The organism is Marinobacter sp. es.042 (genome assembly GCF_900188315.1).
Classification (GTDB): Bacteria; Pseudomonadota; Gammaproteobacteria; order Pseudomonadales; family Oleiphilaceae; genus Marinobacter.
The window spans coordinates 1883704-1899334 of the sequence record NZ_LT897781.1; the positions used below are offsets into that span (position 1 = coordinate 1883704).

Annotated in this window: 13 protein-coding genes; 3 read left to right on the forward strand and 10 right to left on the reverse strand. The window is 57.3% G+C overall.

The annotated features are described in order from the left end of the window. Positions 1-14: 14 nt before the first annotated feature. Complete coding sequence (locus tag CFB02_RS08855; protein ID WP_088557706.1) at positions 15-2423, reverse strand: Lon protease family protein; 2409 nt, start codon at positions 2421-2423, stop codon at positions 15-17. A 217-nt stretch (positions 2424-2640) separates the two neighbouring features. Between CFB02_RS08855 and CFB02_RS08860 the strand changes: the two genes are divergently transcribed. Then, on the forward strand, positions 2641-3018 hold the full coding sequence (locus CFB02_RS08860) for a PilZ domain-containing protein (protein WP_088557707.1): 378 nt from the start codon (positions 2641-2643) through the stop codon (positions 3016-3018). A 14-nt stretch (positions 3019-3032) separates the two neighbouring features. Here the strand turns inward: CFB02_RS08860 and CFB02_RS08865 are convergent, their stop codons facing one another. From CFB02_RS08865 to pncC, 3 genes are all read right to left on the reverse strand, one after another. Beyond that, positions 3033-3503 (reverse strand): flavodoxin family protein, encoded by a 471-nt coding sequence (locus tag CFB02_RS08865; RefSeq protein ID WP_172835815.1) that lies wholly within the window; start codon positions 3501-3503, stop codon positions 3033-3035. 20 nt (positions 3504-3523) lie between these two features. Further along, positions 3524-4570: a recombinase RecA gene (gene recA, locus CFB02_RS08870; protein WP_008170534.1), complete on the reverse strand. Its 1047-nt coding sequence runs from the start codon at positions 4568-4570 to the stop codon at positions 3524-3526. A 164-nt stretch (positions 4571-4734) separates the two neighbouring features. Beyond that, the gene (gene pncC, locus CFB02_RS08875) at positions 4735-5235 is read right to left on the reverse strand and encodes a nicotinamide-nucleotide amidase (RefSeq protein WP_088557708.1); all 501 of its coding nucleotides are present in this window, start codon (positions 5233-5235) and stop codon (positions 4735-4737) included. Between the two features lie 81 nt (positions 5236-5316). Here pncC and mutS point away from each other — a divergent pair, with 81 nt between their 5' ends. Continuing rightward, the gene (gene mutS, locus CFB02_RS08880) at positions 5317-7947 is read left to right on the forward strand and encodes a DNA mismatch repair protein MutS (RefSeq protein WP_088557709.1); all 2631 of its coding nucleotides are present in this window, start codon (positions 5317-5319) and stop codon (positions 7945-7947) included. A gap of 150 nt (positions 7948-8097) precedes the next feature. Further along, the gene (gene fdxA, locus CFB02_RS08885) at positions 8098-8421 is read left to right on the forward strand and encodes a ferredoxin FdxA (protein ID WP_008170541.1); all 324 of its coding nucleotides are present in this window, start codon (positions 8098-8100) and stop codon (positions 8419-8421) included. Between the two features lie 71 nt (positions 8422-8492). On the opposite strand, the gene CFB02_RS08890 is transcribed toward fdxA, so the two are convergent. The 6 genes from CFB02_RS08890 to CFB02_RS08920 all read right to left on the reverse strand — a co-directional run bounded on the left by CFB02_RS08890 (position 8493) and on the right by CFB02_RS08920 (position 15612). Continuing rightward, positions 8493-9131 (reverse strand): LysE family translocator, encoded by a 639-nt coding sequence (locus CFB02_RS08890; protein ID WP_014576519.1) that lies wholly within the window; start codon positions 9129-9131, stop codon positions 8493-8495. A gap of 56 nt (positions 9132-9187) precedes the next feature. Next, positions 9188-10222: a hypothetical protein gene (locus CFB02_RS08895; protein WP_088557710.1), complete on the reverse strand. Its 1035-nt coding sequence runs from the start codon at positions 10220-10222 to the stop codon at positions 9188-9190. Between the two features lie 139 nt (positions 10223-10361). Further along, a complete protein-coding gene (locus tag CFB02_RS08900) occupies positions 10362-11312 on the reverse strand; it encodes a DegV family protein (protein ID WP_088557711.1) in 951 nt (316 codons plus the stop codon). Positions 11313-11422: 110 nt separating this feature from the next. Next, complete coding sequence (locus tag CFB02_RS08905) at positions 11423-12256, reverse strand: metal-dependent hydrolase (RefSeq protein WP_062785228.1); 834 nt, start codon at positions 12254-12256, stop codon at positions 11423-11425. Between the two features lie 255 nt (positions 12257-12511). Beyond that, a complete protein-coding gene (locus CFB02_RS08915) occupies positions 12512-13888 on the reverse strand; it encodes a solute carrier family 23 protein (RefSeq protein ID WP_088557713.1) in 1377 nt (458 codons plus the stop codon). A 95-nt stretch (positions 13889-13983) separates the two neighbouring features. Next, entirely contained in the window at positions 13984-15612 is a 1629-nt protein-coding gene (locus CFB02_RS08920; RefSeq protein ID WP_088557714.1) for an acyl-CoA synthetase, read from the reverse strand. Positions 15613-15631 lie beyond the last annotated feature (19 nt).

A 15631-nucleotide genomic window follows, 5' to 3' on the forward strand; every position in this document is an offset into this window, starting at 1 on the left:
CTTATGATCGCCGGTCAGTGAATTGACGGGTCTTTATGGTCGTCACGGGCATGTTCCTGGCGCTCGTGTTCCCGCATTTTTTCTAGCCGTTGCTGGATAATGCCAAAAACGCTCTGCTTCGGGTACCTGCCTTTCTCATCGGCCTTGCCCGCAGGCTTTCCAAGCAGCAGCGTTATGGCCTCTTCAACACGGGCGACCGCGTACACCGCAAACTGCCCCCCGCGCACTGCCTGAACCACTTCGCTGTCAAGCATCAGGTTCTGCACATTGGTGGATGGCACAATGACACCCTGGCTGCCTGAAAGCCCACCCTTGAGCTGGCAGGTGGTAAAAAAGCCTTCCACTTTTTCGTTGACACCGCCAATGGGCTGAACCTCACCAAACTGGTTGACCGACCCCGTAATCGCAAGATCCTGTCGAACCGGTATACCGGAAAGGGACGAAATCAGCGCGCACAGCTCTGCCAGAGAAGCACTGTCTCCGTCCACTTCACCGTAGTTCTGCTCGAAGGTCAGACTGGCCGACAGGTGCATCGGATCGTTGACCGCAAAATGGGAGGCGAGCCAGGAGCTCAGGATCATCACGCCCTTGGAGTGCAGATTGCCACCAAGCTTTACATCTCGCTCAATATCCATGACCGCGCCATCTCCATAATAGCAGGTAGCGGTGACACGGTTGGAAAGACCGAACTCAAATCCACCCGTGGACAGCACCGAGAGTGCATTAACCTGGCCAACACACGTGCCACTTGTAGTTACGAGCGTCGTGCCGTCACGGATGGAATCATAGAACTGATCCCGGATCCGGCTGCTGCGGTATTTCGCGCTTTCCAGCGCGCGCTCAACGTGCAGGTCCTGGATCAGCTTGGCACCGGCCTGACGGGCCCAGAAATCGGATTCCCGCAGCAGGTTGGCAATATCGGCCGCGTGCAGGGACAGTCGATCCTGATGCTCGGCCATACGGGAACTATGTTCAATCACCCGGGCAACCGCTTTGTTCGAACAGTGCAGCAGCTTCTTCTCGCTCACCAGACTGGCGATGAACTTGGCATATAGCAGCTGACTGTCATCGGAACGGTACATTTCGTTCTCGAAATCCGCCGTGACTCGAAACAGCTCAGCGAATTCGGAATCGTATTCCTGCAGCAACATCCAGGTTTCACGGTCGCCGAACAGAACAATCTTGACGTCCAGGGGCACCGATTCCGGTTCAATTGAGATGGTTCCGGATAGCGTCAGTTCCCGTTCCAGGGAATTTATCTGTATGGACTTCGAACGTAGCGCACGCTTGAGGCCATCCCATACGAACGGTTGCTCCAGAACCTTGATGGCGTCCATCAACAGATAGCCACCGTTGGCCCTGTGCAGGCTGCCCGGACGAATCAGGGAGAAATCCGTGAACACGGTGCCCTTGTAGGTGACGTTCTCAACGTAACCGAACAGGTTGTGGTAGGTGGGATTATCCTCCACCACCATCGGCACTTCGTTGGTTTTCTGATGCACCAGAACATTGACGAGGTAACGGCGGGGCATCTTCTTGTCGAGGGACGCATAAGCAATCGCTGCCTGCTCCTCGTTGTCATCGAGGAAGATCTCGAGATTTTCAACCAGGTCCGCCCGAACCGCTTCAAAGAAGGCGACCACGTCCGGCAGATCCTTGTATTTCTCGATCAGCTCATCAATCTGATGGCCCGAGATACTCTCGAGGGTTTCCTGGTTCAGGGCTTGCTGTTTATCAGCGTATTCCTGCTCCCAGTCCGCCAGTTTGCGAAGCGCCTGCCGGAGCTTTTTCTCAAGCCTGTTGATGGAATCTTCAAACTTGTCGCGTTGCTCATCGGTCAGGGCCTGGAAAGATTCCGCAGTGTGGGGTTCGTCGCCATTCATGGCCACTAGCCGATAACCGCCCGGGGTTGTCACAGTGAGGCTGACTTTTTTGCGCTTGGCCTGGGCCGCCACCTTCTCCAGCTCGTCCTCCTGCTTTTTACCGTATTCGTTTTTCAACTGTTCCGAGCGCTCAAGAAAGCTGTCGCTGTCAAAGGTCTGGGGAATAACCTTGACCAGGCGACTCATCAGCTTTTCCATATCCTGTTTGAGCTGGGTACCCTTACCGGCCGGGAGCTGCAACAGCTTCGGAATGCGCGGCTCCTCGAAGTTGGCCACGTAGCACCAGTCATGGCTCTGCTGATCCGTATCCACATGATGCTCGAGGTAACGCAACATCATGGTGCGCTTACCCAGGCCATTACGGCCAACGGCATAGACGTTGTAACCGCCATGGGGCATTGCCAGAGCAAAACGCACAGCCTCCTGGGCACGGTTCTGGCCAACGATTTCAGCCAGGGGCTCCAGTTGTTTGGTGGTTTTGAACGGCAGATCTTTCAGAACACAGGCTTTGTAAAGCTGGTGCAGAGGCAGTGACTTCAAGGTTTGGTCCTGTAACGGTTAACACATTGGCCGGTCATTGTAGATTCTGCGGTCGGCTCTGTCGCGTTCAGCACGAAGATTTCTGGAGTTGCGTACAGTGCGCGGGATTTTGTTAGGCAGTTCACAATTCCGCCACCGCTCATTTTTCAGGCAGCCTTTCCGGAACTACACTTCACGTCCCACTTATAATGACAATGCACGCAACGGACGCCAGCGTATGACCAATGATTCCGCAGAGCGCAGAATCAAGGATCGTTACCCCGCCTCCTGCCTGAAGGTCAAGCTCCGGGAGCGTAGCTTCCTTGGTCGTGGCAAACACCCCACGCCGGTTACCTGCCTGGACCTCAACCGGTACGGAATGGCAGTGCTATGCCCCCGACCAGTAGAGCCGGGCGCCCGTCTGTTCATGGATTTTGACGGCAAGTACATCAGCGAATCGCGGGTTTGTGCCCGGGTGGTGGAATGCCAGCCCTTCCAGACCGGCTATCGCGTCAGTGTCCAGTTCAGCTATTGCCTGGACAAGAAGGGCTATTCACGGACTGTCGACAATGCCCTGTCGCGGATTGAAGGCTTCTACAACCGGTTTGCCAGTTGAGCCAGGCCTTCAAATCAAACCAGCCCCGCGTCAAGGCTGGCCGCAACATACATCCCCAGCTCCCGACACTGATCTTCAAACTCATCCCGGTATTCACCCCGGCAGATCAAAGGAGCCTGGACCAGCTTCCAGCGTAGCCCGGTGGTAATGCTTTCTAACGCCCGCTTGGTGCCCGTGCCGTCATGGCCAGCTCGAATGTAATAGGCAAAGGGTAGCCCCTGGGTTTTCTCGAGGCAAGGATAGTAGCTGCGATCGAAGAAGTCTTTTAAAGCACCACTCATATACCCGAGATTCTCAGTGGTGCCCAGAATAATGGCGTCGCAGGCCAGAACGTCATCGGGACCCGCGTCCAACGGTGCCAGAACGGTTACTTCAACGTTTTCGATATCTTCATGGCGGGCACCCTCCTCCACAGCTTCTCGAAGGCGGAGGGTGTTCGGGGAGGGCGCATGAGCAACAATCAAAAGTTTCTTCATGTCATCCATACATCCTCCCTACATCAAGCTTAGAGCAGCTCGCCGTTGGCTTCTGCAGGCTCTTCCTTTGCGTCTTTCTTCGGTTCAGGCTTAGGCATCAACTTGTCCCGAACCTTGGCTTCGATCTCGTTGGCAATGTCCATGTTTTCTTCCAGGAACTTGCAGGCGTTGGCCTTGCCCTGACCGATCTTGTCGCCATTGTAGGCGTACCAGGCTCCGGACTTGTCGACAAAGCCTTCCTTGACGCCCATATCCAGCACTTCCGCCATGTGGTAAATGCCCTTACCGTACATAATCTGGAACTCGGCCTGTTTGAACGGCGGCGATACTTTGTTCTTGACCACTTTCACGCGGGTCTCGTTACCGACCACTTCGTCACCGTCTTTCACGGCACCAATGCGGCGGATATCAAGGCGAACGGAGGAGTAGAATTTCAGCGCGTTACCACCGGTGGTGGTTTCGGGCGAGCCAAACATAACCCCGATTTTCATACGAATCTGGTTGATGAAAATCATCAGGCAGTTAGCGTGTTTGACATTACCGGTCAGCTTGCGAAGCGCCTGGGACATAAGTCGCGCCTGCAGACCTACGTGGCTGTCGCCCATTTCACCCTCGATTTCCGCTTTCGGGGTCAGGGCCGCCACGGAGTCCACGATGATCACGTCTACCGCATTGGAACGAACCAGCATGTCGGCAATTTCCAGGGCCTGCTCACCGGTATCCGGCTGGGACACCAGAAGGTCGTCCACATTGACGCCCAGCTTTTCGGCGTAAACCGGATCGAGCGCATGCTCGGCATCCACGAATGCGCAGGTTTTGCCGGCTTTTTGTGCTTCGGCAATGACCTGCAGGGTGAGCGTCGTCTTACCGGAACTTTCCGGACCGTAGATTTCGCAAATTCGACCATATGGAAGACCGCCAATACCCAGGGCAACGTCCAGGCCGAGGGAACCGGTGGAGACCGCAGGAATGGCTTCGCGGGGCTGATCACCCATTTTCATCACGGCGCCCTTGCCGAACTGGCGCTCAATCTGCCCAAGTGCTGCGCTCAATGCTTTCTTGCGGTTGTCTTCCATCAGTGCAAACCCTCTGTCGCCTGGGCCGCCACCCTCAGGAAAAGGCTGGCAGCGAAATAGTGAATCGGGAATCTGTACAGCTCGAACAGCCAATTCCCTGTATATTTGAACAGTATTAAAACATAACCCGCAGAGGAGACCAACCCCTCCGGATGTGAAAGCCGTCAGACTTCGTCCACAAAATTGTTAACCCCTTGAAGGGCAAAGAGAACGGCCTGCCTGCGGACCTGATCACGATCGCCCTCAAAGTGTTTTACCACAGCCACGGTGGAGGCCGGACTGCTACCCCAGGCAAACCAGACGGTGCCCACAGGCTTGTCCTCGCTGCCACCGCCGGGCCCGGCAACACCACTGATAGCCACGGCAACGTCAGCATCTGTCGCCACCAGGGCACCGGCAACCATTTCCCGCACCACAGGTTCGCTGACCGCACCATGTTCATCCAGCGATTTCCGGGTTACGCCCAGAAGCCCCTGCTTGGCCTCATTGCTGTACGTGACCAGGCCACCCAGCACGTAGGCCGAAGAACCGGCACGATCGGTCAGTACCTTCGCAACCCAGCCGCCGGTGCAACTCTCCGCCGTAGCAACTGTACGGCCGGTTGTCAGCAGTCGTTCACCAAGGCGGTTGCCTGCCTCTTCCAATTCCTGATCGCTGGCCAGCATAATGACCTCCTTCGTTTCATCACGGCGGTTATTTTCTTACAATTCACGCCTTCATCCAAAGCAAGGCTACCGGACCCGTTCATGTCAGCAGCTCAGACCGATCTTTCCAAGCACACCCCAATGATGCAGCAGTACCTGAAGATCAAGGGCCAGCACCCCAATGAACTGGTTTTTTACCGCATGGGGGACTTTTACGAGCTGTTCTACGAAGATGCCAAGAAAGCGGCCGAGCTGATGGATATTACCCTCACCGCCCGGGGCCAATCTGGCGGCAATCCGATCCCCATGGCCGGCATCCCCTATCACTCTTCTGAGGGCTACATTGCCCGGCTGGTTCGGGCAGGTCAATCCATCGCCATCTGCGAACAGATCGGAGATCCTGCCACCAGCAAGGGTCCGGTTGAGCGACAGGTGGTGCGGATTGTCACACCGGGCACCCTGAGCGACGACGCCTACCTGGAGGATCGACGGGACAATCTGCTGGTGGCTATCTATAACCATCGGGAGCAGTTCGGTTTTGCCTCGCTCGATATTTCCAGCGGCCGTTTTGCCGTGTCGGAGCTGGAAAACCTGGAGGCCCTGCAGGGCGAACTGCAGCGCCTGCGTCCGGCGGAAATCCTGATCAGCGAGGATTTTCCCTACGAGGACGTTCTGGAGGGTTTCACCGGAATACGCCGTCAGGGACCCTGGCTTTTCGAAGCCGATACGGCCCGCAGGGTTATTACCCATCAGCTTCAGGTGAGGGACCTGACGGGTTTCGGCTGCGAGGAACTCAATCTCGCCGTCTGTGCCGCAGGCTGCCTGCTGCAGTATGCCAAGGAAACCCAGCGTACCGCCCTGCCCCATATTCGCAAGCTGACCCGTGAACGGCGCGATGAAGCAGTCATCCTCGACGCGGCCAGCCGTCGTAATCTGGAAATTGACACCAATCTCATGGGCGGCCACCAGTACACCCTCGCCTGGGTCATGGACCGCACCGCCACATCCATGGGTGGACGGGAACTCCGGCGCTGGCTGAATCGGCCGCTTCGGGATGTGGAGATCGTCCGCCAGCGTCAGCAGGCGGTATCGGCGCTGCTGGACGGGTTCCACTATGAGCCGGTGCACGATCTGCTGAAAGCTGTTGGCGACATTGAGCGCGTGCTCGCACGGGTCGCCCTTCGTTCGGCCCGCCCAAGAGACCTGGCGCGGCTTCGGGATGCCTTCAAGGCGCTGCCGGACCTGCAGGAAACCCTGAAACCGGTCAATTCCCACCACGTCGTCAGGCTAGCGACCATCATTGGGGAATACCCGGAACTGGCGGATCTGCTGGAGCGCGCCATCATCGACAATCCCCCGGTCGTGATCCGGGAAGGCGGGGTCATCCGGGAAGGCTTCGACGAGGAGCTGGACGAGCTGCGCAACATAAGCGAGAACGCCGGCCAGTATCTGCTGGATGTCGAAACCCGGGAGCGGGATCGCACCGGTATCAGCACCCTCAAAGTAGGTTACAACCGGGTCCACGGCTACTACATCGAAATCAGCCGGGCCCAGTCCGATCAGGCGCCGGTGGATTATATTCGCCGGCAGACCCTGAAAAACGCCGAGCGATTCATCACACCAGAACTCAAGGAGTTCGAGGACAAGGCTCTGAGTGCCAAGAGCCGGGCCCTGGCCCGTGAGAAAGGCCTGTACGATGACGTACTGGAAACCGTCGCCGGGCAACTTGCGCCACTTCAGGATGCCGCCCAGGCACTGGCAGAACTGGATGTGCTGAGTAATTTTGCCGAGCGCGCCACCTCCCTGCGCTTTTCCGCGCCGGAGTTCAGCGAATCCCCGGGTTTTGACATTGAAGAAGGGCGCCATCCGGTGGTTGAACAGTTGCTGGACGAGCCCTTCGTACCGAACGATCTGCTAATGGACACCCAGCGCCGCATGCTGGTGATAACCGGCCCGAACATGGGCGGTAAATCCACCTACATGCGTCAGGCCGCGCTGATTGCCCTGCTCGCCTACACCGGCAGTTTCGTGCCCGCCAACCGGGCAGTGATCGGCCCCGTGGACCGGGTTTTTACCCGCATGGGTTCCTCGGACGATATCGCCGGCGGCCGATCCACCTTCATGGTGGAAATGACAGAAACTGCCAACATCCTGCACAACGCCACCGAGCACAGCCTGGTGTTGATGGACGAGGTTGGTCGTGGCACCAGCACCTTTGATGGCCTGTCCCTGGCCTGGGCTACCGCCGAACACCTTGCCCGGGAGATACGCTGCTACACGCTATTTGCCACCCACTATTTCGAGCTCACCCAGCTCGCCGACGAACTGCAACATGCCGTTAACGTCCATCTGACAGCCACCGAACACGATGACAGCATCGTGTTCCTGCACAACGTGCATGATGGCCCGGCAAGCCAGAGCTACGGCCTGCAGGTAGCAAAGCTGGCAGGCGTGCCACAGGATGTGATCCGTAACGCCAAAACCCAGCTCTCCCACCTGGAGGGCAGCGCTTCACCAGCGGCGCCGGCAGCCTCGGCCGCTGAACAGGGCAACAACGCATTACTGGCCAAGCCGGCAACCAAGGTAAATGAATCCGTTTACCAGGGCGATATGTTCGCCAGCCTGGAGCCCAGCGCCGTGGAAGAGGCACTTAAAGACATGGACCTCGACGGACTAACCCCCCGGGATGCCATGAATCAGCTTTATGAACTGAAGGCGTTAATGAAGAAATAGCGAAGAATTGATCTGTGTAATAAGGTTATAGCAGTCGAACGCTTGCGGCTGTGCGGGTCGCTCCCTACAATATCGCGCACCAAAATATAACGGCAGCGCCCGACGGCGCTCCTGATGAGACTGACCGACCACTGGACCAGGGATCTGACTATGGCGTTTATCGTTACTGATAACTGCATCAAGTGTAAGTACACAGACTGCGTGGAAGTCTGTCCGGTAGACTGCTTCTACGAGGGACCGAACTTTCTGGTAATCGACCCGGACGAATGTATCGACTGCGCCCTGTGCGAGCCAGAGTGCCCGGCCGAAGCCATTTTCTCGGAAGACGAGCTACCTGCCGATCAGGTCCAGTTTGTGGAGCTGAATGCCGATCTGGCCGCCAAATGGCCGAACATCACCGAAAAGAAAGATCCGCTGCCAGACGCTGAAGAGTGGGATGGCAAGCCGAACAAGCTTCAGTATCTGGAAAAGTAAGCATCCGGAACTGGAACAAGAAGGGGAAGCCGAGGCTTCCCTTTTTCTTTGCCTCGAGTTCCGTGATTACCTCAGGTGCTGGCCAGCTTGGCGCCCATGGCCACGAAAAACCCTCCCGTCAGGCCGTTCAGCGTTCGCTTCACGCGCGCGTTTACACCAAGACTCCGAAACGTGACCACCACCCAGGCCAGACCACACTGCCAGAGCATTGCCAGCAGAAAATGCACACCGGCCAGCATCAGCGACTGTTGAAAAGCGTTGCCTGCCGGATCCACAAACTGTGGTAGCAAAGCCATATAGAACAGGGCCGTTTTAGGATTAAGAACGTTGGATAGCAAACCCTCACGAAACGACACCGCCAAGCCCACCTTCCGGCGGGCGACCGTTACGTCCTTTGCCGCAGGCGCATCACCCCGGCGAAGGGCCTGGCGCAAAGAACCAATGCCGAGCCAGACCAGGTAGCAGGCACCGGCCCACTTCAATGCAGAGAATGCCCAGGCGGTTTCCACCAACAAGAGGGAAATGCCCAGCGCCGAGAGCGTGGCATGAATGAACAGGCCGCTGCAGATGCCGACGCTAGTCACGCAACCATCCCGCAAACCGCCCCGACCGGTATTACGCATCACCAGCAGGGTATCCACACCGGGCGTGATGGTGAGCAATGTAATGGCAACCAGATAGGCCCAGAACAGATCCGATATCAACGTCATGCCCTCTCAAAATCCTGAACGAAACCTTCCCCGGGGCCCTGCCGACAATCTCAAACTCAGGCCTCCTGCTGGAGAATCTTACGCGCAGCGGCGGACTTGTAAAATGGTGCAAGCCGCCGACGAATCAGGGCCTCAACATAGCCCTCTTCACGCAACACGTCTATAACCGGAATTGCGTAGGCATCTATCTCCGCCATAACAACCTCACGGCTTACCCCCATATCGCCCAGCAGGTCTGTAAGCGGACGCTCGCCATATTTGTCGAACAGTTGGCAAACCACGGCCCGGGCACAGTTATCAAAGTATCCGGTCTTGCGAAAATGCAGCCAGAACTCATAGACCAGCACCACAAACTCCTGCAGCTGCACGTCTCCGAGACCCTCGTGCAGCTCGGCAATGGTCCGATCCTCCAACGACACCCAGGCTGCCATCACACTGTCGCGCAGCTCCTCATCAGACAGGGCACTATGCAGGAATTGCTCACTGCGGCTGATCAAACCGGGCAGGCTGTCAGACAACCAGGCTTTCAGTCGACGCTCAAAGGTTTCATCCAGCCCCGGCACCGCCCGGTTGGCCATTCGCTTGCCAAATTTCATCATCGAACCAACGCCCGGCACAGACTTGGTGATCAGGTTATCCTCGTACAGGTAGTTCACCAGGCCGTGGTACACCACATTGGACACCAGCTCCTGATAGACCGGGTGCGCCATGATCTCACTGATCACCCGTTCACGCTGCTGCCGGAGCTCCAGAGCTTCCTCCAGAAAGCCCGTGGCCTGTTCGCGGGTGAGAATCTCGCCCAGGGTGGTCTTTGACTGCACATCGGCATTGAGCACCTCGGTGGCCATCTCCGCGGCCAGTTCCGGAATGCCTGCATCCAGTTCCATGTCCACAACGATACGCTGGATAACGCCCATCACCTGCTCTTCCGAGGTTATTCGGCCAAGGGTTATCTCGCCGGCATAATGCCAGAGCTCATCCAGTTCGTGCTCCAGGAACTTGCGCAGCTTTGCGCCCTTTAGCGAAGCCAGCTCATGTTTCACGTGCTGCTCAAGCAGTTGGTTGGCGAGATCCGTTTTGCCTTTGGTCATGGCGTCAGTTGTCCTGTTGTAGAAATGAAACACACAGGCCAGAGGCTAACACGAACGAAACGCTGGCAGGTTTGCCAAAACTACAGGTGAGGAGGCGCGGCCGGGCCAGTATGTTTCAGTCACGCACTCTGAGAGGGAGTTACTGAAAATCGTTGAAAGTGTGGGGTTCCGCAGCAAGTGCGAGGCAAAGACTGCCGGGGCCAACGTAGATGCTGCTGGTAATCCCCATCTGGGAGAGCAGCAGTTCCACACCATTGCGTTCGCAAGCATCGCGCAGTCGGTTGAGCCCGGGCAAATCCTCGATCTCCGTCCAGGTAAGACCACAGGACAGGCTTACATAGGGTGTCAGAAGCCCGGCTTCGACACGGGCAGCGGCATAGTTCATCACCTTTTCCACGGCCACGTCGAAACTCCGGGTTTTGGCCGCAGGCTGGCCCTCAGCTCCCTGCCCGAAGATAACCGGCGTAATGTTCAGTGCTTTGCCCAGGAAGGCAACCAGCGCCGATACACTCTTGTCACCACGACGCCGTGCCCGTTCACGGATGTAGTGCAGATCCCTCGGAATCACGCAGGTGTAGATCTTGTCGCTGAAGGTTTCCACCTCATGGCGCAGGGCATTCTTGGACACATTCTGGTCAATCAGCTTGAGCGTGTGGGCTGCCAGCAGGCCCTGGCCGGCAAAGATCTGCTTACTGTCGATCACACGCATGAAGAACCTGCCATCGCGACCGGCCGCTTCCCGTGCGCCCTCGTAATTCGCCAGGACACTGTTCATGGCTTCGGTGGCATTCTGGAAAATCAGGCTTCGGGTTTTGGTGACCGTCTCGCAGATGGCGACGTCAAACTGGGTAACGATCTTCTCCATGAACAGGTCGTGGATCTGCTCAGCGGTGAAGGCGCGGGTCTCTGCCTGATGCCCTTTCTGTAACAGGCCGCTCTGGTAAAACTCCTGGGTTCGAACCGGATCATGCTTGTCTATGTAGGTCTGGCCATCGATTACAGCGGTTACCGGCAGCACGAACAGGTCGTGCTTGCGGCTGAACTCGTAGGGCAAGTCGCACGCAGAATCAACGATCAAACCAACTCGCATGGTGGGCCTCCAGCTCCGGGCAACTTCTCGACCGGAAGCGCCCTTTATTGTCGTTATTCTTTATGCCGCACAGTCTTACACACCGCGATCAGAATTTCAGCAACCCGGCCCTATCGTGCTGCCGATGTCATATCCAGCTCACGAAGATTCTGCTCGAGCAGCTCGCGGTTGTCCTGCTGCCAGGGATGAAAGCCTTTACGGAAATACGCCAGGAATTCCGGCAGACACTTGCGGAGCACTCCGGGCTTGCCCCAGAGAAAATTAAACCCGCCAACCCAGGTGCGCAGGCTCCAGAGTTTGCCATCGGCCTTCAGCAGGCTACAGGTATTCAGAAAGGTGTACTTGAAGAAATTCCAGGTAACAAAGAGGAAGACGATCCGACGAAGCCGTTCATTGCCAACACATTCCCGATAAACATCAAAGGCGACGGATTTGTGTTCGGTTTCCTCGATCGCATGCCATCTCCAGAGCTTTGCCATAGTCGGCGTGGCGCCTTCCATCCACTCCGGGTGGCTCAGGATGGCGTTGGCCAGGACGGCGGTGTAGTGCTCGGCTCCACAGGTACCTGCCAGTTGGCGGCTTGGTGGCAGTTTACCCACCCACTCCATATGCTTGCGGAACCGTTGGTCCAGGGCATCAATATCGTAGCCCCGGGCCTTCAGGGCCTCGTTGTAATCCTTGTGCTCCCTGCTGTGCAGGGCTTCCTGGCCAATAAACCCGCGGATCTCCGCTTTAAGCTTTGGATCCTCGATCTTGTCCCGATAGAGCCTTACGGCATTAATGAACTGCTGTTCGCCATCGGGAAATTGCAGGGAAAGGGCGTTGAAGAACGCGGTCCGGAAAGCATCGTTGCCATGCCAGAGCGTTTTCAGATCCTCGCTGACATCGAACCGCAGATGTCTCGGCTCAACGGACACCCCCTCGGGCGTGGAGCTGATGGTCATGACTGCCTCCTGTTTTTGTGGTGTTGTTATCAGTAATGAACAGCGGACAAAATTTCATCAGTTCTGGCAGTTTAAACCCGGAAACCGCGCAGAAGGAATACTTCAGGAGGAAAAATCAGACAAATTGTCACGAAATGACATTCTGTCAACGCCCATGCTCAGGGAAACATTCAGGCAAAAAAAAGGGAGGCACGAGGCCTCCCAAGGACACACAGGGGGTCAACGCCTTCCGGTGCAGAGCCGGAAGACGCAGGTTTAGTGCTCTTCTGAGGCTTTCACGCCCGGCGCTTCCGGGTCGGCGGTAAAGCCAAGCAATTTGGTGCGTTCAATCAGGAAATAGAGGACGGCGCCGGTGGCCAGGCCCCAGCCAGCGCCATAGACGGCCAGAACAACGCCCATGGTGCCGGCAATGCCACGCTCGGTGTTATTCTCCAGCTGCTCCAGCCCTACCATCAGGCAGATATAGCCAGTCAGCAGCAGTGTCAGTGACAGGGCAATCGGCAGCACCGGTTGAAAGAAGCTCACCAGCGGCAGAACGAAAAGGGCAATAAACCCCGTAATCCAGAAAGTACCGCCGCCACTGTAGATGGAGTCCATGGCGTTACGACCGTACTTGTAGCGCTCGGCCATGGTGGCAGTGACAGCCGTCCAGATCGGGCCCGCCAGCCCCGGATAGGGTGCGAAGAACGCGTGGCCACCATTGCGGATAGCGGTTACCAGATGCACCCGGTCGATGCTGTTATCGATATCTTCGTCTTTGCGTAGATGATCAACGCGGTTCATCAATGACTGGCCGACCACGATATCGCCGAAGGCAATCACGTAGGCGATCACCGCCGTGGGAATGGCGTACAGGAAGACGTTGGCATCCGGGAATCCGACGGCGAACGGCAGGTAGTTCCACAGCTCATCAAACGCGGGTTTGGTGATGCCCCACTCCACATTGGGCACCTCGTATTCGCCAGTGGCAAAGCCAACCAGGATCGCAACCACCATACCCGGCACCATGCCGTAGTTGGCAATCTTGCGGGCGATTGAATTGCTTTCCACAAAACCTTTGAACGATACCGAGAACATCAGGTAGAGGCACACCAGGCCACCGATGATCAGGGAGATCGGCGTGTTGGCGAGACGGCCGCCTGCCTCAATCTCACCCATCAGGGCGGCGATACCGGCACCGATGATAATCCCGCCTTTCATGGAACGGGGAATCAGCTCCACCAGTTTGCTGCCCAGGCGGGTAATGCCCAGAACCAGGAAGATAATGAACACCAGGAACTGCAGCGCGAACAGCGCCTGAATTGCCTCGGGACCCGGTTCGTAGTCGCTCAGGAACAGCAGAACCACAGGAATCCCTGGCGTAATCCAGCCCGGAACCAGGGGAACACCCAGCAGTGCCGGCAACATGAAACCGATACCACAGATCACCACGTAAGCCAGAGCCACGTCGTAGGGCACACCCAGGTATTTCTCAAGAAGGGGAATCATCGCCAGGCTGACCACGAACATGATCAGGGCCTGCACCATCTCCGCAAATTCCCAGCGGTAGTGGACAAACGGCAAGCGAACCTTGAAGGGACCCGCCGGCCAGTATGGCTGCTCTTCCCCATTCTTTCGGTGAAACATTTGCATAAAAAGGTCTCCGGGCTCACGCGGCGCGTGTGCCTGACAGCGTTGTTTTTCTGGTTAAAGCCGGCTGCGCCAGGACGGCGCAGCCGATCGGGGGATCAGTCCAGTTCTTTGGCCTGGTCCCTCAGCACGAACTTCTGGATCTTGCCCGTGGAGGTCTTGGGCAGCTCCGAGAAGACGATGGTCTTCGGTACCTTGAACCGGGCCAGATGCTCGCGACAGAAGTTGATGATGTCTTCTTCGCTGACATCACCGGCTTCCGGCTTCAGGGTCACAAAGGCGCAGGGGGTTTCGCCCCACTTCTCGTCCGGCCGGGCAACCACAGCTGCCTCAAGCACAGCCGGGTGGCGGTAAAGGGTATCCTCAACCTCAATGGTGGAAATGTTCTCACCGCCGGAGATGATGATGTCCTTCAGCCGGTCCTTGATCTCCATGTAGCCGTCTTCGTGCCATACCGCCAGGTCGCCGGTGTGGAACCAGCCACCCCGGAAGGCCTCTTCGGTGGCTTTGGGGTTCTTCAGGTAGCCCTTCATCACCGTATTGCCGCGCAGGAAAATCTCACCGATGGTTTTGCCGTCTTTGGGCACTGGCTCCATGGTGTTCGGGTCGCCGACCATCGTGCCTGCCAGAGTGTGATAGCGAACGCCCTGACGGGCCTTTTTCCGGGCACGATCATGCAGTGGCAGCGCATCCCACTCGGATTTCCAGGCACAAACGGTTACCGGGCCATAGACTTCGGTCAGGCCGTAAACGTGAGTCACCTGGATGCCCATTTCCTCGATGGCACCAATAACCTGCGCGGGGGGTGCCGCGCCTGCTGTCATGGACTTCACGTCGTGATCAATGCCGGCCTTGGCGGATTCCGGCACGTTCAGCAATGCGTTAAGCACAATCGGGGCGCCACACATGTGGGTAACCTGATGATCCCGGATCAGCTGCAGAATCTTCTCGGGATCAACCCGGCGCAGGCAGACGTGAGTACCGGCCATGGCGGTGATGGTCCAGGGGAAACACCAACCGTTGCAATGGAACATCGGCAAGGTCCACAGGTACACCGGGTGCATGTCCATGGACCAGACAGTCTGGTTGCCGATGGCATTGATGTAGGCGCCACGGTGATGATAAACCACACCTTTTGGATTGCCGGTAGTGCCGGAAGTGTAGTTCAGAGAGATAGCATCCCACTCGTTCTCCGGGAAGCTCCACTGGAATGCCGGATCCCCTTCCTGAAGGAACGCCTCGTAATCCAGATCACTGACCTGAACACCCTCGCCATACTCTGGATCGTCCACATCGATCACCAGGGGCTTGGTGTCCAGCCGGCTGACGGCATCCCTGATCACCTCACCGAACTCCCGGTCGGCAATCACAACCTTGGCCTCACCGTGATCCAGCATGAAGGCGATGGCCTCAGCGTCCAGGCGAACGTTCAGGGTGTTCAGCACCGCGCCAATCATGGGCACCCCGAAATGGGCTTCCACCATCGCGGGAATATTCGGAAGCATGACGGCAACGGTATCACCGCGTCCGATGCCGCGCCCTTTGAGGGCTGATGCCAGACGGCGGCAACGTTCGTAGGTCTGCGACCAGTTGTAACGGATGGCGCCGTGAATGACGGCGGGATACTCCGGATAAACCGTGGCGGTACGTTCGATGAAATCAACGGGGGATTGAACGGCGTAGTTGGCGTCGACGGGCGCCAGGCCTTCATCAAATATCGAGGTCATTGCGTGGTCCTCTTGAGTA